Source organism: Frankia sp. CcI49, assembly GCF_001983215.1.
GTDB classification, from domain to species: Bacteria; Actinomycetota; Actinomycetes; order Frankiales; family Frankiaceae; genus Parafrankia; species Parafrankia irregularis.
Genome location: NZ_MOWP01000011.1, coordinates 148,070 through 165,716, shown reverse-complemented (window position 1 = coordinate 165,716; position 17,647 = coordinate 148,070). Strand labels below are relative to the sequence as shown.

Annotated in this window: 19 protein-coding genes; 9 read left to right on the top strand and 10 right to left on the bottom strand. The window is 69.2% G+C overall.

What is annotated here, in order from left to right:
• Positions 1–23: 23 nt before the first annotated feature.
• A complete protein-coding gene (locus CcI49_RS11260) occupies positions 24–1,538 on the bottom strand; it encodes a DUF11 domain-containing protein (protein WP_083749432.1) in 1,515 nt (504 codons plus the stop codon).
• 136 nt (positions 1,539–1,674) lie between these two features.
• Positions 1,675–2,514: an NAD(P)H-binding protein gene (locus tag CcI49_RS11255; RefSeq protein WP_054568622.1), complete on the bottom strand. Its 840-nt coding sequence runs from the start codon at positions 2,512–2,514 to the stop codon at positions 1,675–1,677.
• Between the two features lie 141 nt (positions 2,515–2,655).
• Here CcI49_RS11255 and CcI49_RS11250 point away from each other — a divergent pair, with 141 nt between their 5' ends.
• The 4 genes from CcI49_RS11250 (at position 2,656) to CcI49_RS11240 (ending at position 6,521) form a co-directional block, all read left to right on the top strand.
• Entirely contained in the window at positions 2,656–3,045 is a 390-nt protein-coding gene (locus CcI49_RS11250; RefSeq protein ID WP_054568439.1) for a helix-turn-helix domain-containing protein, read from the top strand.
• A gap of 211 nt (positions 3,046–3,256) precedes the next feature.
• On the top strand, positions 3,257–3,397 hold the full coding sequence (locus CcI49_RS42025) for a hypothetical protein (protein ID WP_158230746.1): 141 nt from the start codon (positions 3,257–3,259) through the stop codon (positions 3,395–3,397).
• A gap of 285 nt (positions 3,398–3,682) precedes the next feature.
• Positions 3,683–5,254, top strand: coding sequence for an effector-associated domain EAD1-containing protein (locus CcI49_RS11245; RefSeq protein ID WP_083473493.1), 1,572 nt, complete (start codon positions 3,683–3,685; stop codon positions 5,252–5,254).
• Between the two features lie 7 nt (positions 5,255–5,261).
• Positions 5,262–6,521 (top strand): tetratricopeptide repeat protein, encoded by a 1,260-nt coding sequence (locus tag CcI49_RS11240; protein ID WP_076826198.1) that lies wholly within the window; start codon positions 5,262–5,264, stop codon positions 6,519–6,521.
• Between the two features lie 261 nt (positions 6,522–6,782).
• On the opposite strand, the gene CcI49_RS11235 is transcribed toward CcI49_RS11240, so the two are convergent.
• Both CcI49_RS11235 and CcI49_RS11230 read right to left on the bottom strand, forming a co-directional pair.
• Positions 6,783–7,637 carry an alpha/beta fold hydrolase gene (locus tag CcI49_RS11235; protein WP_076826196.1) on the bottom strand — a complete coding sequence of 285 codons (855 nt, stop codon included), beginning with the start codon at positions 7,635–7,637 and terminating at the stop codon, positions 6,783–6,785.
• Positions 7,634–8,755: a YafY family protein gene (locus tag CcI49_RS11230; RefSeq protein WP_083749430.1), complete on the bottom strand. Its 1,122-nt coding sequence runs from the start codon at positions 8,753–8,755 to the stop codon at positions 7,634–7,636. Before CcI49_RS11230 ends, CcI49_RS11235 begins: the two co-directional genes overlap by 4 nt.
• Before the next feature lie 112 nt (positions 8,756–8,867).
• Between CcI49_RS11230 and CcI49_RS11225 the strand changes: the two genes are divergently transcribed.
• Complete coding sequence (locus CcI49_RS11225) at positions 8,868–9,458, top strand: DinB family protein (RefSeq protein WP_054568444.1); 591 nt, start codon at positions 8,868–8,870, stop codon at positions 9,456–9,458.
• Between the two features lie 112 nt (positions 9,459–9,570).
• Here CcI49_RS11225 and CcI49_RS11220 read toward each other — a convergent pair whose 3' ends face one another.
• Positions 9,571–10,179 (bottom strand): TetR/AcrR family transcriptional regulator, encoded by a 609-nt coding sequence (locus tag CcI49_RS11220; RefSeq protein ID WP_083473495.1) that lies wholly within the window; start codon positions 10,177–10,179, stop codon positions 9,571–9,573.
• A 73-nt stretch (positions 10,180–10,252) separates the two neighbouring features.
• Between CcI49_RS11220 and CcI49_RS11215 the strand changes: the two genes are divergently transcribed.
• Positions 10,253–11,443: an FAD-dependent monooxygenase gene (locus CcI49_RS11215; protein WP_076826193.1), complete on the top strand. Its 1,191-nt coding sequence runs from the start codon at positions 10,253–10,255 to the stop codon at positions 11,441–11,443.
• Positions 11,444–11,498: 55 nt separating this feature from the next.
• Here the strand turns inward: CcI49_RS11215 and CcI49_RS11210 are convergent, their stop codons facing one another.
• Positions 11,499–12,611, bottom strand: coding sequence for a questin oxidase family protein (locus tag CcI49_RS11210; RefSeq protein ID WP_054568447.1), 1,113 nt, complete (start codon positions 12,609–12,611; stop codon positions 11,499–11,501).
• A 186-nt stretch (positions 12,612–12,797) separates the two neighbouring features.
• Between CcI49_RS11210 and CcI49_RS11205 the strand changes: the two genes are divergently transcribed.
• Positions 12,798–13,223, top strand: coding sequence for a MarR family transcriptional regulator (locus CcI49_RS11205; protein WP_063793179.1), 426 nt, complete (start codon positions 12,798–12,800; stop codon positions 13,221–13,223).
• Positions 13,224–13,346: 123 nt separating this feature from the next.
• Here the strand turns inward: CcI49_RS11205 and CcI49_RS11200 are convergent, their stop codons facing one another.
• Positions 13,347–13,922 carry a GNAT family N-acetyltransferase gene (locus tag CcI49_RS11200; RefSeq protein ID WP_054568449.1) on the bottom strand — a complete coding sequence of 192 codons (576 nt, stop codon included), beginning with the start codon at positions 13,920–13,922 and terminating at the stop codon, positions 13,347–13,349.
• Between the two features lie 134 nt (positions 13,923–14,056).
• Positions 14,057–14,941: an NAD(P)-binding domain-containing protein gene (locus CcI49_RS11195; protein WP_054568450.1), complete on the bottom strand. Its 885-nt coding sequence runs from the start codon at positions 14,939–14,941 to the stop codon at positions 14,057–14,059.
• Positions 14,942–15,004: 63 nt separating this feature from the next.
• Between CcI49_RS11195 and CcI49_RS11190 the strand changes: the two genes are divergently transcribed.
• On the top strand, positions 15,005–15,412 hold the full coding sequence (locus CcI49_RS11190) for a MerR family transcriptional regulator (RefSeq protein ID WP_076826191.1): 408 nt from the start codon (positions 15,005–15,007) through the stop codon (positions 15,410–15,412).
• Between the two features lie 33 nt (positions 15,413–15,445).
• Here the strand turns inward: CcI49_RS11190 and CcI49_RS11185 are convergent, their stop codons facing one another.
• Complete coding sequence (locus CcI49_RS11185; protein WP_054568452.1) at positions 15,446–16,294, bottom strand: NAD(P)H-binding protein; 849 nt, start codon at positions 16,292–16,294, stop codon at positions 15,446–15,448.
• A gap of 243 nt (positions 16,295–16,537) precedes the next feature.
• Between CcI49_RS11185 and CcI49_RS11180 the strand changes: the two genes are divergently transcribed.
• Positions 16,538–16,951, top strand: a complete 414-nt coding sequence (locus CcI49_RS11180; RefSeq protein WP_076826189.1) for a MarR family winged helix-turn-helix transcriptional regulator — start codon at positions 16,538–16,540, stop codon at positions 16,949–16,951.
• A 7-nt stretch (positions 16,952–16,958) separates the two neighbouring features.
• On the opposite strand, the gene CcI49_RS11175 is transcribed toward CcI49_RS11180, so the two are convergent.
• Complete coding sequence (locus CcI49_RS11175) at positions 16,959–17,624, bottom strand: DUF4097 family beta strand repeat-containing protein (protein WP_076826187.1); 666 nt, start codon at positions 17,622–17,624, stop codon at positions 16,959–16,961.
• Positions 17,625–17,647: the final 23 nt, after the last annotated feature.

The following is a 17,647-nucleotide window of genomic DNA, read 5'->3' as shown; positions in this document are numbered from 1 at the left end:
CCCGCCGGGCATAGGCACGTCCGTCAGCCGCCGCTGTTGGTGGTGCCGAAATAGAGACTGCCGACAGCCGCCGCGTAGTTGGCGGTGGGGCCGGGGTCGTACATCACCTGAATGTTGTACTCGTCGACGGCGAAGTCATTGACGGTGAACGTCAGCACGAGGGTATTCGCCGTTTCCACGGCCGTTGCGGACGGGCACGGATTGAAGCTGGCCGTGGAGCACGTCCAGCTGAGCGACCCTTCGGTCGGCGCCGGCGCGGCCGGGTTGAAGTTGTTGACCACCCCGAACGTCCAGCTGGCCGTGCCGGGAGCGCTGATGTCCAGGAACGGGGGGTTGTTCGGGTCCGGTGCGACGACGACGGTGGCCGGCAGCTGCTGGGAGGTCGCGGTCGCCGAGGCGGTGTTGTTGGCCGTCTTCGGATCCGGTGTGGTGGCCGAGACGGTGGCGGTCAGGGTCTGGGCGCCGAGTGCGACGTCACCGGCGGACCCGGACACGGTGAGGGTGGCCTGCGCGCCCGGCGCCAGGTCGCCGATGGTCCAGACGCCGGTCGACGAGGCGAACGTGGTCGTCCCGGACGGGCTGGCCGACGGGGCGACAAGCCAGGCCGGGATCGCGACCGCGGCGGTCACGCCGTGTGCCGTCGTCGTGGCACTGCCGTTCGTCACCGTCGTCGTGAAGATCACGTCGTCGTAGTAGACCGGCGAGGTGACATTGACCGACTCGGTGACGGCGAGGTCGGCCTCGGCCGGGGCCGCGCCCACGGTGAGGATCGCCGTCGTGGCGAGGCCCTTGTTCTTCACGGTTACGGTGTGCGTCCCCGCGGTGGTCGCGGTGCAGGCAGCGCCCGTGCAGCTTCCGTTCGGGCTGATGCTGAACCTTGATCCGTCCGGGTCGAGGGACACCTCGTTACCGAATGCGTCGAATCCCCGCACCGTGTAGGCCTGAGTCGCACCGGGGATGATCGTCGACGTGGCTGGGCTGATCGTCAGGCTGGCCGGCGCCCCGGCGGAAACGGTGACGGTGCCGGGGTCGGCGAAGGGAATCGCCGTCGCGCCGGTCGGAATGAAGGTGGCGGGGAAGGCGAAGGTGCCTGGTGTGGTCGGCACGGTGACGTTCCCGTAGGAGAGGGTCGCGGTCTGCCCGTCGGCGCAGTTCGTCGCGACGGCGATCACGTTCGATCCATCAGGTTGGGCGGTGGTCCCGACCACCTGGAACTGGGCGCACCCCGAGATGGCGCTGAGGTAGCCCGGCGCTGACGGCGCGGTCGACTGCGGCGCGGAGAAACCGGCTGGGACCGCGATGGTGATCGTGCCGGGAGCCGTCGGCTTCTGGGCTCGGTAGGTCCAGCCGAGCGCGACGCCCTGAGCTCCGGCGACGGCTTTCTTGTTGATCTGCTTGAGGCTTCCCGGGTTGACCGTCGCCGCCTGGGCGGTGCCGGTGGTCAGCAGCGGTCCAACCAACGCCGCGGCCGTCAGCGCGACTCCCAGTCTGGCTCGGCCGGGCCGCCCCAACCGACCGAGCGCAGCACGTATCCCCACAGCTTTCCCCCCATGGTGTAACGGAAAGATCCGGAGTCGGATCGCACCCGAATCTAACCGCACCCGAATCTGACTGAGTCGAGAATGACTCAGCACCAGGCAGGGTGGGCCGGGGGCATGGCTGGACGCGCGCCGTTTATCTGAAGGCGGCGACGTGGCGCTCGATCCAGTCGGCGAAGGTGCGGGGCGCACGACCGAGGACCAGCTCGATGTCAGGGCTCACCCGTCGCTCCTGCGGGGTCGGTTCACCGAGGATGGCGAGGGTGCCGTCGACCACAGGCTCGGGCATGAATCCCAGCATCAGCCCACGGGCCTCGTCACGGCTCTGCTCGATGAAACGCACCGGCTCGTCAAGCACAGCGCCGATCGCCTCGGCCCGCTGCCGGGGCGTGCTGAGTTCGGGCCCGGTCAGCACATAGGTCCGACCGGCGTGGTCGGCGTCCCGCAGGCAGGCCGCGGCGACCGCCGCGATGTCGTCCGGGTCGACGATCGGAAGAGCGACGTCACCGAATGGCGCCGCGACGGTCCGGTGCAGGCGAACCGATTCAGCCCACGCATAGGCGTTGGAGGCGAACCCGCCCGGTCGAAGGATCGTCCAGTCCGTGCCCGACTCGCGGACGGCGTTCTCGAGCACGCGCAGAGGCGCATGGGACGGTGATTCCGGTCGGGTTGCGGCAGCCTGCGAGGAAAGCAGCACGGTTCGGGTGACTCCACTGGCCGTCGCGACGTCGAGGATGCCCCGCGGGCTGAGGTGCGCGCCGGCCCCGGACACCAGAAGGAACAGCGCGGTGGCGCCGTCGAGCGCGGGCCGCAGGCTCTCCGGAACCGCGAGATCCGCGCGCTCGTATCGCACCCCGTCAACTGTGTGCCCGGCGGAGACGCCGCGGGAAACGGCCGTCACCTTCTCACCGGCGGCGACGAGTTCATGTACGAGCGTGCGGCCCACGTTACCGGTCGCCCCCATAATCACGATCACGTAATTCTCCAAGGTGGGGTCGGTTGCATTGTTCACGCCCCAGGCGACGCGAACATCGCGGCCGATCAGCCGCACGTCGAACGCTAACAGCACCGGTACAGTAGGTACCTAGAAGAAAGTGACTACCCAGAGGGGAACCAGATGCTCAGGACCCTGTCGGCGGACTCCACGACCGACCCCGAGAGCGCCTGTGCCATCAGCCCGGTGGTGGAGATCGTGTTCAGCCGGTGGACCACGCCGATCCTCTGGACGCTCCACCAGCATGGCCGGCAACGATTCGTCGAGCTGGAACGGCGCATAACCTCGATCACGCCGAAGGTGCTGACCCAGCGGCTCCGCCAGCTTGAGCGCGACGGGATGGTCATCCGCACATATCACCCCGAGGTCCCCCCTCGGGTCGAGTACGAGATCAGCGACCTCGGGCTCAGCCTCGCCCCGCTGTTCGCACATCTCGCCGAATGGGCGAACGCCAACCTCGACGGGGTCGAGCTTTCCCGCCGTGACTATGACGCCCGATCGGCGTCGTCCTGACAGTTGAACCGTCGCCGAGTTCCCCGGATGGCGTTCACAGGTCGGCCGAACGCCGAAGTCCCACTTGTTCTTCCGGCACCTTCCGTTCCAGCATCATCCCGATCAGCAACGTTGATCAGACCGGAGGCCGCGGATCGCGCTGAACGCCGCGTCGCATCTGTATCGCCCGTTCGATGCCGTGTAGGCGCGCTACGAGGTGCGAAGCCAGTCGATGCCCGTGCTCGTACCAGCCGAGGTGGACGACGTCGCCGTCGTGGACAAAACGGTCGTCGCTGTGGATGTCCGCCGTCGGGTCGAGATCGCGCAGCAGGTCAAGCGATCCCAGTCGCGTTCGGCGCCGAGCTCCAGGTGAGCGAAGCAGGGTCCGTGTTCTTGGGCAAGGCGCCACTGCAAACCCGCTGGCCCGCACCACTCCGATCCGCAGCGCCACCCATCCCAGCCAGCCGGCTCCGGACGCCGCACCGCACCCACGCGATTCCGCGCGATGGATCCTTGACCGACACGCGGACCAGGGTTCAAAATCAACATCGGATGTGATCACGGTGGTTGGCGTGATCCCGATCAACTGCAGATCATCGTCGCGCGACGGGGTACCTGATCGAAGCACCCGTGCAGGGGGAAGCGTTTCGTGACTGCCATGCATGTTCCGGATCCCGGCAAGCGGTCACCCTTAGCGCTGAACGATTCCGAGCGCCGCAATCTGGTTAACGAACTCGCAGATACCTATCGGAGCGACCAGTCCGCCCGCATACTCCTGGGTCGAATCGGTATGGCGAGGCGCGACCTTCCATTTCCGGGCGAGATGACCCGCATCGAGTGGTGGTCGTCCGTCATGAATGATCTGGCGAACGGAAAAGTGTTCGACCCTTTTCGCTCGCTCCTGACCGAACTCCTGCACGACTATCCCGCGAACGCCTGTTTCCGGACCCTCGCAGAGACCCACGACGTCGATCGCGGTCCGGTTGCGGGTCCTACCCGTCCAGCACAGGTCGAGGTTCCGGCCGGTCAGGCGCGGAACAACTTCGCTGCGTCTGCCGAGCCATACTCCGAGCTCTCACTTTTCCGTCCGCCCCAGGAGAGCTTGAGACTGCACTACTCTATATGTCAGGTTCCGCCAGCAGTCGCCGATTTCACCGGTCGTGCCGAGATGCTGAACGAGGTAAATACAACCTTGCGACAACGCACGGACGGCCATTCCCTGACCGCATGCTGCCTGTCAGGGAAGGGTGGTGTCGGAAAAACATCCATCGCGGTTCGAGCAGCTCACGACCTGGAGGATTTCTTCGACGACGGCCAGCTCTACATGGACCTTCAGGGTTTCTCAGGCCGCCCCCTGGACCCGGCCGCAGCGCTTGCCAATATGTTGCTGGCATTGAAGTTTCCGAGCGCGCTCATCCCGGAGAGCTTCGAGGATCGCGCACGGTCGTACAACACGGCAATTCGCGGACAAAGAGTGCTCGTGATCCTCGACAACGCCGTGAACGAGGAGCAGATTCGCCGACTTCTACCGCCCGGCGGCGCCACCCGAGCGCTGGTGACCAGCCGTACACCACTTGTTGGAATCGAAGGTTCTGTGCACGCCGAGGTGGACCTATTTGATCACAACGAAGCCCTGCAGCTGCTAACCAAGATCCTTGGCCGAGACAGGGTCCTGCAGGACACCAATGCGGCCAACCTCCTCGTGGACCTTTGTGGACGCCTCCCGCTTGCTGTGCGAATAGCGGGCGCGCGTCTCGTCCTCAAGCGCCATTGGCGGCTGAGGACGCTCACTTCCAGGCTCCAGCACGAGATGCAGAGACTCGACGAGCTCTCCGTTGGAGACCTCGAAGTCCGGGCCGCGTTCTACGTCAGCTACAAAATGCTCCACAGCTCGGATAGGCGGGCGTTTCGCCTCCTCGCCCAGATTCAGGCGGAAACCTTCTCGCTAAGCACTGCGAGCGCAGCCCTGGGCTCCCCCGAAGGGCATGTCGAGCATCAGATAGAGAGACTTGTCGACGCCCAGTTGATGGACTTTGCAGGGTATGACGCGTTTGAATCCCCGTCCTACAGGTTCCACGATCTCATTCGGATATTCGCGCGCGAAAGAGCTCGAGACGAGGAACCGGAAGATGCGCTCGAATCACTTCACGAACGTCTGAGCAGCTTCTACCTTGAGCAGGCCAGAACGGCGTCCAGCAGCCTTCGAAAAGACGCGACAAGGAAGCGGTGAGGATAACGTGGGGAACACCTCCTCCCTGACGGTCGAAGCACTGGACGACAATCAGGCCCTGATGTGGTTCGCGGACAACTGGCCGATACTTCTCAGCCTTGCAGTACATAGTACAGAACAGGAGGATCTGGAATCAGTGTCCGATTTTCTGGATGCCATGGAACAGCCGGCGGTACTTCTCGGAAACCTGGATGACTGGGTCCGCTTCAACCAGGCCTCCAGGACTCTGGCGATACGCCTTGGGGACACCTGGCTCGCAAATCGCTGCCTTTACCAAATCGGCCAGGCGCTGCATCTCAAGGAGGACTACGCCGCGGCAGCGGAGATACTGCGCACCGCCCTCGATGTCTCGGTGGATCAAGATGACAGAGCTACGGAGGTACGCTGCCTACGAGACCTGGGAAATGTGGCAAGAGCGCTTGGAAATCCCGAGGAGGCGGTCGACCTCTATTGCGATGCCCTGGCGGGCTGCCGTGTTATGGGGTACGACCATCTCGAGGCGCGTGTCCTGGCTGATCTCGGCCAGGGCATGAGCGCCCTGGGGGATCTTCCGACGAGCAGAGCGCTGGTCGAACGCAGCGTGGCCGTAGCACTCAGCACAAACGACCGGCGTCTTGCTGGTCACAACCTACGGTGGCTTGCATCTATCCTGCATGGTGAGGGACGTTACAACGAGGCGTTGGGCCTCTACCGTCAGGCCCTCGACAGTTTTGGACTATCGGACGATCCCCGAGGCGTGTCGTACGTTCTGAGCAACCTGGGCAACACACTGCGCGAGCTGGGGCGGCTTGAAGAATCCGTCGCGTCGTACGAGAAGGCAGCACTTCTCCTGCGAAGATACGGCGAGCGCCGCTGGGAGGGTTTCACGATCTGCGGCCAGGCCGAAACGTACCTGCAACTGGGAGATCTATCGAGATCAGACGATCTTTATCGCCAGGCAGAACTGATCTTCAAGGCGTGTGGAGATCGAAGATGGTCTGCCTATACTCTGGGCAAACGCGGCGTGTGCGCGCGGGAGCAAGGCGCATACGAGGAGGCCGCCTCACTCCTGATCCTGGCTCGAGACCAGTTGCATGAACTGGGTGAGACCGTCTGGGAGACACAGGTACTGGTCGAGTTCGGCGAGGCGCAGCGACTTCTCGGCAATTTTGCCCAGGCCAGGGAGAATCTGGCTGCGGCAGAAGTCGAGGCCGATCTCCTGGGAATGGAGAAATGGCGAAAACTGGCGGCGCGACGCAGGATTCTGGCCGAAGAATTTTCTCCATGAGTCTCGATCATCGTGGTGCGCGGTACGCGAGAGGCGTGCACCGTTTCACTTCGTGATTTTACCCGCAGGTTCGGGAGCACCACACCCGTGGCCAGTCGCGGCACGCACCCCGATCAGCGCGCCCGACCCATCTGGCAGCGGCGGCATCCACACACGTGGACATCGAGGCACTAATTCGTGCTCGCGGCCGGGTGGTCCGGGATGGGTGCGGCAGTCCCTCGTCAAGGGCGTCACGCGGGCATCGAAGGTGCTGCGGGCAGCTCATCGTGCCGGGCGCAGGTGTTCCTCGAACCACGAGCTGGCCATGCGATCGACGACCCTGGCGAGCGGAGTCTGCGGCGCCGGTTCCAGGCCCGGGCGTTCGGCGAGCGGATGCTCCAGACCGGCGACTGTGCTCAGCCTGACCCGGTCGGCATCCGGATAAGCGGCCTGGAGCGCCACCACCATATCGAGGGCGTCGGCACGGCTTGCCGGGTAGTCGAGTTCACCGCTGACCACGAGCACGGCTGGCTGTGGATTCCGGCCGCTGATGAGCGCTGCGTGCGTCACGAAGTCAAGGTGCGCGGCAGCCGCCTGCTCCTGCTCGTTCCAGAAGCAGGATGTGCCGGTCGACGAGGTGAAGACGTCCACTGCCGTCCGAGCCCGGACCGCGGGATTTATCAGCACCGCCGCTGAGACCCGGACCGGCAGACGGGCGAGAATGTTCAACGCGACGGTGCCGCCGAGTGAGCCGCCCACGACACCGATCGGCCCGCCGCACAGCGGAAGCTGCGCACGCAACGCGTCGAGCGCCGCCGGGAACTCGTCGGTGGCCTGCCGGACCACCGGATCGACATATCCCAGCATCGGGTCGGCCACCGCCGCCTCATAGGCCCCGTCCACCGGGCGCCGGCCGACCAGCGGCATTCCGAGATGCACCCGCCAGGCGGGCACATTCGCCAGCGGAAGCGCGGCGGCGAACGCGGCGTCCGAGCGTGGCGCGTCCATCATGTGCCAGGTCACCAGCAACGGAGCCGGTTCGTCGGCGCCTCCGGCCGGAGGCAGTGCCGTGAACGGCACGCCAGCCGCCCAGCCGGTGACAATCGTGCCGTCCTTCGTGCTGTCCTCCCCAGTCATGGAGGCGAACCTAGGTTGTCGGCGAGGCCATCGGGAGCAGCCTCTGCCGGCAGCAGAGGTTGTCTGCTGGCAGCAGAGGCTCTGGCAGCAGAGCCTCCCGTCGGGTCGATCCGCCCGGGCGTCGACGCCCCGCCGCGCTGCCCGGCGGCGGCGCGGGCGTAGCGGCGGGCCAACATGGCGAAGGCGTCCGCGAGCTCGGGCGGCCCGAGGACCTCGATGTCAGCGTCGAACCGGCCGACAGTGGCGGCCAGGCTGGGCCACGACCAGGAGCCGGCGACGAGCCGGCAGCGGTCCGGGCCGAGCTCCTCGACGATCCCGTCCTGGGAGAACCGGGACACGAAGGCGGCGGGCAGCTCGATGATCATCTCCCCGCGGCATGGCCAGCGGTCCGGGCCGGCGGAGCCCTGGAAACGCTGGGCGACGAAGGCGGCCACGTCCCCGCCGGGCAGCTCGCGGGGTGTGAACCGCGGGCCGGCCGGGGGACGCGGGGTGATCCGGTCGGCCCGGAAGGTGCGCCAGTCGTCGCGGTCCAGGTCCCAGGCGACGAGGTACCAGCGTCCGCCCCAGGTGACGAGGTGATGGGGCTGCACCCGACGCGGCGGGGGGACGTCGGCGGGCGCGGACCGCGACGGGACGGCGTAGTCGAAGCGCAGCTCCTCCCGAGCGTGGACGGCGGCACCGAGCGTCACCAGGACGGCCGGCTCGACCCGCGGGTTGGACGGTCCACCGCGGCGTTCGACCGCGGTGACCCGCAGCGCGTCGACCTGATGGCGCAGCCGCGCCGGCAGGACCTGCCGGACGGTGCTCAGCGCGCGGGCCGCCGCCTCCCCGATACCGGCGCCGGACGTGACAGCGAGCTGGAGCGCGACGGCCAGGGCGACGGCCTGCTCGTCGTCGAACAGCAGTGGCGGCAGTTCCGCCCCGGCATCGAGCCGGTATCCGCCGTCGGGGCCCTTGGTGGCCCGGATCGGATAGCCCAGCTCACGGAGGCGGTCGACGTCGCGGCGAACCGTGCGCGGGCTGACCTCGAGCCGCGCGGCGAGCAGTGCCCCCGGCCAGTCCCGGCGTGCCTGCAGCAGCGAGAGCAGGGCGAGCAGGCGCGCTGACGTCGTCGGCATGCCATCGAGATTGCCCGAAGAAGAGGCCAGAACCTGACCTCTTCCCGGACGACCGTGGTGGTCACCGCCGACAACGGGAACGACCCAGGCGACCGAGAAGGGGCCGATCACGATGACGACCACGACCACGACCACGACCGCGCAGCCCGTAGCCCTCGACGCGGAGCGGGCCGACCTGCTCGCCGAGCTCGCCGTGGCCCGAGCCAGCCTGATCAACACCACCCGCGGCCTCAGTGACGAGCAGGCCGGCGAACGCCCGACGGCCAGCGCCCTGTGCCTGGGCGGGCTGATCAAGCACGTGACCGCCTGCGAGGAAGGCTGGATGCGGTTCGTCCTCGAGGGGCCCTCGGCGATGGACTACGCGCTCCCTGACGGCGTCACCTGGGAGGACTTCATGACCGGCACGGCGCGTGAATATCCGGCCTGGGCCGTCCAGCGCCAGAACGAGTTCCAGCTGCAGCCGGGTGACACGATCGCCGGGATCGTCGGCCGCTACCGGCAGGTCGCGGCCCGGACCGACGAGATCGTCGCGACCATCCCCGATCTGTCGGCGACGCAGCCGCTGCCGGAGGCGCCCTGGCACGAGCCGGGCGGCCGGCACAGCGTCCGCCGGGTACTGATCCACATCATCGCCGAGACCACCCAGCACGCCGGCCACGCCGACATCCTCCGCGAAACGATCGATGGCCAGACCACGACCTGACAGCGCAGCCCGCCGACTGCAACGGCCGACGACCGCTGACCGACAACCGACAGCCGCTCACCGACGACCGACAGCCGCTCACCGCTGACCGACAGCCGACGACGGGCCGGGGTCAGGACGGCAGGTCGCGTAGCCAGGGGGCGAGGGCGACTTCGGTGGCGGCGCGGATGGCCGCGTGCAGGGCGGCCGGGTCGTCGCGGTGCTCGGAGCCGTCGAGCACCACCGCCAGCGCGCCGGCGATGGCGCCGACGAACGCCCCGGTCAGCGCCCCGGCGCTCACCTCGTCGAGTTGCTCGGGGAAGGCCGCGGCGAGCTGGCGCCCGATCTCGCGCTGGGCGTCGAGCTGTACCTGCAGGGCGCGCCCGCGCACCGCGGGCACCGTCTGGAACAGTCGCAGGCGCAGCACCGCGAGCCGGCTCACCATCTCGTCGCTGTCGTCGCCGACCGTGCGCAGGGCGCGCAGCAGCACCTCGGCGGGCCCTTCGCCGGGGCGACGGGAGGCGATCGCCGTGATCGTCGCCTGTACCCGGGCATCCGATTCGGGGAAGAGCAGTTCCTCCTTGCTGGAGAAGTAGCCGAAGAAGGTCCGGGTGCCGATCTCGGCGGCCGCGGCGATCTCCGCGACGGTCGTCTCCTCATACCCGTTGCGCTCGAACAGCTCCGTCGCGACCTCGACGAGAAGCTGCCGCGTACGGGCACGCTTGCGATCACGCAGAGACACGGGGCAAGAGTACGCCCTCACTGCATTTTCGCATCGAGTGCAAAGTTGCACTCGATGCGATAGCGTGCCCTGCGTGACCTCTCACCGCGAGCACTCCGGAGACGTCCTGATCTGCGGCGCCGGCGTCGCCGGGCCGACCCTCGCCTACTGGCTGGCCCGGCACGGGTTCCGGCCGACCGTCGTCGAGCGATCCGAGGGGCTGCGCTCCAGCGGCAACCCGGTCGACCTACGCGGGCCCGCGCTGCCCGTGGTCGACGCGATGGGCCTGCGGCCGTCCCTGCGCGCAGCCGCGACCGAGACCACGGCGCTGCGGCTGCTGGCGGCCTCGGGCCGCCCGATCACCCGGGTCGCCATGCCCGGCTACAGCGCAGCCGGCCGCGGCGAGATCGAGATTCCGCGCAACGAGCTCGCCGCCGTCCTCGTCGCGGCCGCCCGGGAGGAGGCGGAGTTCCTCTTCGACGACACGATCACCGCCCTAGCGCAGGACGAGCACGGCGTCGACGTCACCTTCGCGCGGGCCGCCCCGCGCCGCTTCGATCTGGTCATCGGCGCGGACGGCCTGCACTCCACCGTGCGGCACCTCGTGTTCGGCCCGGAAGACGAGTTCGTCCGGCACGCCGGCCTCTACGTCGCGACCATGCCGCTCGGCGCACCGGCTGACGACTCGCGGGAGGTGCTGATTTACAACACCCCGGGGCGGCTGGTCTCCATCCACCCGAACCGGGGACGCACCCTGGTCGCCTTCATCTTCCGCGGCCCGGGCCGCGCCGACTTCGACCACCGCGACGTCCACCAGCACCGGCGGCTGGTCACCGAGGCCTACGCGGACGTCGGCTGGCGCGTTCCGCAACTGCTCGGCCGGCTTCAGGAGACCGAAGACCTGTACTTCGACTCGGTGAGCCAGGTCCGGCTGCCGACCTGGTCCCACGGCCGCATCGCGCTGCTCGGCGACGCCGCCTCCTGCCTGTCCCTCCTCGGCGACGGCTCCAGCCTGGCCATAGCCGGCGCGCACACGCTGGCCAGCGAACTCGCTGCCAGCCCGGCGGACCACACCGCCGCGCTACGCAGCTACCAGAGTGCGCACAGCGCCCTGGTCGAGCCGAGACAACGCCGCCTGAGGCTTTCCGCCGCCCTGCTCGTCCCGAGGACACGGGCCGGGACCACCGCCCGTAACCTCGCCGCACGGCTGTCACCCACACCGCGGCCAACGCCCCAGAACGGCCAGCGGGACGCATCCGTCGCCCAGCAAGGCGTCGCGCCCTGAGGGTGGCGGCCATCGCGCCGTCGGTCAGGACACGCAGACGTACACGCGTACCCCGTCAGATCGTGGCACGCGCCGGGTATCGGGCTATCCGGTCGCGGACGACCGTCGCGGCCGCCAGGTAGCGCGGATCGGGCCGCAGCGCATGTTCACGCAGGCAGGCCTCGGTGAACTTCAGCACGTGCTCGTCGCCGTGCTCGACGGCCTGGTGGATCAGCTCCTCGTGCCCGGGAACGTCGACGGCCCACGCCCGCGCGTGAGCCTCGCCTTCCCCGCGGTCGTCACCGGTGAACACCATCAGCAGCGCGGCCTCGGTCTGCCACATGGTGGCGACGGAAGGCTCGTGCAGCTCAGCCGGCAGGTACGGCAGGACGAGCCGCATGGCCGCCGGGGCGGTGACGGCGTGGATCAGGGGCACCGGCGACAGGTCGGTGTGGACCAGGCACAGGCCCGCGAACTGGGCGGTCAGGTCGCTGAGCAGTGCCTGGGCCTGCTCGGCGCGCAGCGCGGTGAGCGCATCGTGGTAGCCGGGCTGCCCGTCGAGCCGGCGCAGGCGCCCCTGTAGGAGCTCGCCCGCCGACAGGCCCGGCTCGAGCGGCGCCCGGGGCACCGCGGCCACGGCGGCGGCCACGGCGAGGCGTCCGTCGAACCGGGGGCTGCCGGGCAGCGGGGTGAAGCGGGCGGCCCAGTAGGCGAGCCCGCGGGCCAGCTCGGTCAGCTGCTGCGGGCCCGGCACGCCCTCGGCGGCGGCAACGCCCCGGACGGCGTGCGCGGTGCGGATGAGCCCGTGGGTCAGCCGGGACAGCAGGCCGGGCAGCAGCCGTGGCCACCAACGGACCAGCACGTCCCGCCAGGGCTCCTGGGCCAGCTCCCGTTCGAACAGGTACTCCCAGTCCCCGGCTCGGTCGATGGCGCCGAGCGCGGGCCGCCAGGAGGACTCGTCGGCTGGATCCAGGTCATCGCGGCGCGCGGACCGCTCATGGTGGGGCAGGAGGTCGCGGTATGCCTGCACCCAGGCTGGGATCGCGGCCCCGTGGCCGAGGACGGCCAGCACCTCGGCCCCCATCGGCCCGTGGTTGGCCAGATCGGCCTTGCCGGCACGCTCGTAGCCGAGATCGTCGAGGCGGTCGAGGGCGTCTGCCATCACGTCGCCATAACTCACCGAAACCATGTCTTCACGTCCTCACGCGGACGACTCCACCTGAAGGCGTCGCCCTGCCGTTATGTCGCATCGCCAAATGGTTCGGATATCCAAAGCTTCTACCATCGTAACGTGCGACCCGACCGAGGAGCCCCTGACGGCACGCAGGTGCCGGCGGCAGATCAGCCGCGGCCGTGGACGGCGCAGGAGCGAGACGTGCTCCTGCATGTGCCGCTGCTGGCGGCCTACTTCCAGCGCGCCCGCGGGGAGATGCCGCCACAGCTGCGGCGCACCTTCGACGAGCACCGGCTGACCGCTCGGCACGGCGCGGTCCTGCCCCAGCTCGTCGGCGGCCAGCAGTTCAGCGTCACCGAGCTGGCTGCCCGGCTGGGCGTGTCACTGTCCACCGCGAGTGAGCTCGTCGGCAGTCTGGGCGAGGCCGGCCTGGTCGAGCGCGCGGAGGACCCCGCCAACCGGCGCCGCACGCTGGTCTCGCTACGGGAGGAATACCGGCCTGCGGTCGAGGCCTTCCTCGCGACCCGCTCGGCCCCGCTGCTGCGCGCCCTGGCCACGCTGTCCGACGAGGAACGGGCGGGCTTCCGCGCCGGCCTCGCCGCCTGGAGCAGGGAGGCCCAGCCCTGACCCGGTGCCAGGCGAGAACAGATCGGCGCCGTCCTTCTCACCTGCGATGCCAAGTACGCCGCCACGGCTGGCTCCCGCTGCGCCATCGAACTGATCACATAGGTCGTCATCCTTCGGTCGCACTCAGGTGACGCGGTGACGCCCGACATCCACGGGCCCCGACGCAACAGACCAGACGTCGACCCGCCTGCCGATCGCGGGATTGTCGATCCGCCGTGCTACCCGCATTCCAAGCTTGGTGGCAACCCGCTGCGAACGAACGTTCTCCGGATGGATGATCGAGATCATCTCCGGCAGTCCGAGACGCCGGAACGCATCGTCACGGGCTGCCACAGCGGCCTCGGTGGCGAGCCCCTGCCCCCACGCCGACCGCTTCAGCCGCCAGCCCAGTTCGGGGTCCGGGCCCGCCTCCGCCAGAAAGGGCGGGACGTGCGCCAGGCCGGCGAAACCCAGGAACTCCCCGAGACGGTCAGGCTCGCGTGACTCCAGCGCCCACGGCCCGTATCCGTGATCCTCCCAGTGCCGGCACATCTGGCCGTAGAACGCGGCCCCGGCAGCGCCGTCAACGGGGCGGTTGAGGTGCCGTGCGACCTCGGGATCCTGGTTGATCTCCGCCATGGCCGCCTCGTCGGCCGGCTGCCACTGCCGCAGGAGCAGCCGCGCGGTCCGCAACGTGTCAATGTGCTTCCCCTCTGTCACATCGCGACTATTGCACTCCGCTCGACCGCACTCCGCTCGACCGGCGCACCCGGACGGCCATGAAGGCGGGCTGAAGGTGGTGGCCGCGGGGCCACCACCTTCCCGACGGCCGACGCGGTTGCGTTGCCTCGCGGTCAGTCGCCGCGCGGCCTGCTGAACTCCTCGATCAGCACGGGATACTGCTCCTTCCCGTGCCCGGCGGCGATCGAGCGGTCGGCCATCGCCTTGATCAGCCGGGGTAGTTCGGCGTTGACCCCCACCGCCTCGCTCTCCTCGACCAGATGTGCCATCGCCCGCGCGTCGGTCTCCAGGGCCGACGCCACGGCCGGGAAGGCGCCCGCGTCAATCTGCTCGGCGTATCCGGGCAGCCATTCGGCCACACCGGCGGCGATCTGCCGCGCGAACGGCGCGAAGGTCGCCGCCTCGACACCGGCGGTCCTGACCAGGGCGGTGCCCTGGAGCCAGGCGTTCAGGACGCTCCACATCATGGCCAGACCAGCCACGTCGTACAGGGACGCCAGCCCGTGGTCAGGGCCGAGGTAGGTGACCGTGCCGAGGGCACCGAGTGTCGGCGCGTGCGCCTCGAAATCCGACCGCGACCCGCTGTGCAGGATCACCGCCTCGGCGGTGCCGATCGCCGCGGGCAGGGCCATGATGGCGCCGTCCAGGTAACGCGCGCCGCGCTGCTCGGCCCACTCGGCGGCCGCCCTGGCCTGGGCCGAGTGGCCCGAGGTGAGATTGATCAACGTCCCGCCGCCCAGCTCGGTGCCGCCCACGTCGAGCAGTTCACGCACAGCGTGGTAGTCGGTGACACAGATGATCGTCAGGGGGCCCGCCGCGAGCGCGTCACCGACGGTGGGCGCCAGCCGCGCTCCGCCGGCCACCAGGCTGTCGGCCTTCGAGGCCGTGCGGTTCCAGACGGTCGTGGGATGACCGGCCTTGAGGAAGGCTCCGGCGAGCGCCTGGCCCATCAGTCCGAGACCGATCACTGTCACGGGTGTATCGGTGTTGTCACTCATGGCAGCATCGTCAACGTTGAGACCAGTCTGAAGGTCAAGCACGAGTCGAGCGAGCGAGGTTCGATGCGGATCGGGGAACTGAGTCGTCGGACGGGCGTCAACACCCATCAGCTGCGCTACTACGAGGCCCAGGGCCTGCTGGAGGCAGGCCGCCGCGCGAACGGCTACCGCGAATACGACGAGGACGCCGTGCTGCGGGTCAGCCAGATCCGGCACCTGCTCGACGCCGGTCTTTCGTCCGACGACATCGCCTACCTGCTGCCCTGTGCCGTCGGAGAGGCCCCGGAGCTGCCGGGATGTCCCGAGCTGCTCGACGCGATGCGGTCGCGGCTGCGGCGCCTGAACGATCAGATGGACAGGCTCGCCCGGTCCCGGGCCGCACTCGTCAACTACATCGATGCGGCCGAGCGCACGGGGAGCGAGGGCTATCCGACCTTCGCCGACGCCTGCCAGGTACCGGCCCCGGCGTAGACGCCTGCCAGGTACCCGCCCCGGCGTAGTCGGTCAGCCGTTCTGGAAGTCGTGCCGGTGGGCTTCGAGCCAGGAGCGCAGCGTCCGTGCGGGGTGACCGGTGATCCGCTCGACCGTGTTGTTGACGGGGGCGGTCTGGCCGATGGTCGCCGCGGCCACATCGAGCAGGCTTTCCAGGATTGGGCGGGGAATCCGGCCCTGGTCGAGATCCAGCGCCTGCTCCCGGGTCACGTCGTCGACGGTCACGTCGGCGCCGAGCACGTCGCCGATGAGCGCAACGGCGTCACGCATGCGCATCGACTGCGGCCCGCTGAGGATCTGCATCCGGGAGCGGAAGGTCTCGTGGGTGAGCAGATGGGCGGCGACCTCGGCGATGTCGTCGGGATGGATCGGCGTGACGGGAGCGTCCGCGAACGCGATGGCGACCCGTCCGCCGGCCCGGATCTGGCCCGCCCAGTCACGGCGGGTGTTGGTCGCAAGCCAGCTCGGGTACAGCACCGTGTGCGCGAGGCCCGAGTCGGCCACAGCCCGCTCGACCGCGCGGTGGATCTGGCCGATGGGCCGGTCGAACTCCCCGACCTCGTAGGCCGCCGGCGAGGACAGCAGCACCACGTAGCGCACGCCGGCGTCCACGGCCGCCGCGACGAAGGCGTCGACGGTACCGATCACCGGGTAGAGGAAGACGGCCTCGACCCCACGCAGCACCTCCGCCGCGGACGGACCGGGATCGGCGAGATCGAGCTCGGCCGGCTCGACGCCGGCGGGCAGCCGTAGGGTCGTCGCATCGCGGGACGAGCCGCGGACCGCACAGCCAGATCCGGCCAGTGTGGCGACCAGGCGCGACCCGATGTTCCCGCTGGCGCCGGTGACAAGGATGGTCATGACTCTCCGATCACGCAGGTGACAACACCCAAAGTTACCTTTGCAAGCAAAACATCTTTGACTACAAAGATAAGTGGTGCGGGGAGGGCGATGTCAAGCCGGAGCGAGGACGAACAGGACGGACGCGACGGGCTCGGCGAACGCGACGGGCCCGACGGGCCCGACGGGCTCGGCGAACGCGACGGGCCCGACGGGCCCGACGGGCTCGATGTGGACCAGGCTGTTCGCGCCCTGCTGCTGCTGATGCCGCAGCTGGTCGGGCGGGCGAAGCGGACGTCGCCGCCCGCCGAGCTGGCCGGCCTGGCCCTCGGCCCGCGGCACCTGTCCCTGCTCTCCTACCTGCTTCTCGACGGCCCGACCACGGTCAACGCGCTGGCCACACGGCTCGAGGTCGCGCCGACAACGGTCAGCCTCATGGTCGCCGACCTGGACCGCGCCGGGATCGTCGAGCGCCGCGAGGACCCCGACGACCGCCGGCGCAGGATCGTCAGCATCACCGCCGCGGGCCGCCCGGCGATCGAGGGATGGCTCGGCCCGGGGACCCGCGCCTGGCGGGAGGCACTCGGGCCGTTGAGCCCGACCGAACGCCACCTGGTCGTCAGCACCCTGCGTGCCTACGAACGCGCCGCGGGCGAGCAGGGCTCAGGCCCGCGTTGAGCAGTCCCTAGAGGCTGTGGGCGGCGATGTCGCCCTGGGCGGTGGTCGCGTGGATGCTCAGGTCGGGCACGCCAGCGGTGTTCTGGAGCGCGTTGCGGATCCGGCCGAGGGTGGTGCCGGCGTCCAGGCAGGCCGAAACACCACGGGCGGCGCCGACCGACACGTCGCCGGCCTGGGTGCGCAGAACGACCGTGCCGCGCCTGGCCTCCGTGACCCGGATGTCACCCTTTCCGGTGCTGATCTCGGCGGCGCCGCCCAGGCGACCGACCGAGACGTCGCCGGCGGCGGTGGCGACCCGGATGCTCGCGACCTCGTCAATCCTGATCGCGCCGTGCGAGCCGTCGAACGCGACGTCGCCGAGCCGTCCGACGCCCCGGAACTCCGCGCTGGCCGCCTTCGCCTCGACGCGGGAACCGGCGGGCAGCTGGATCGTCACCTCGACCGAGCCGGGGCTTGCAAGGGCATGCTTCCTCGCCGAGGACACGATCCGCAGGACGCCGTCGGCGTATTCGACCTCGGTCTGTTCCGCCGCCTTGACGTCGCGGCCCTTCGAGGCGTCGGCGGGCCGGACCTCGACCGTGGTGTCGGCCCGGTCGGCGGCGATGAGCTGCAGGCGCCCTGCGGGGATGTCGAGGACGGCTGAGATCGGGGCGGGGGTGTCGAAGCTCTGCATCGCGCTCTCCTACTGGAGGTCGT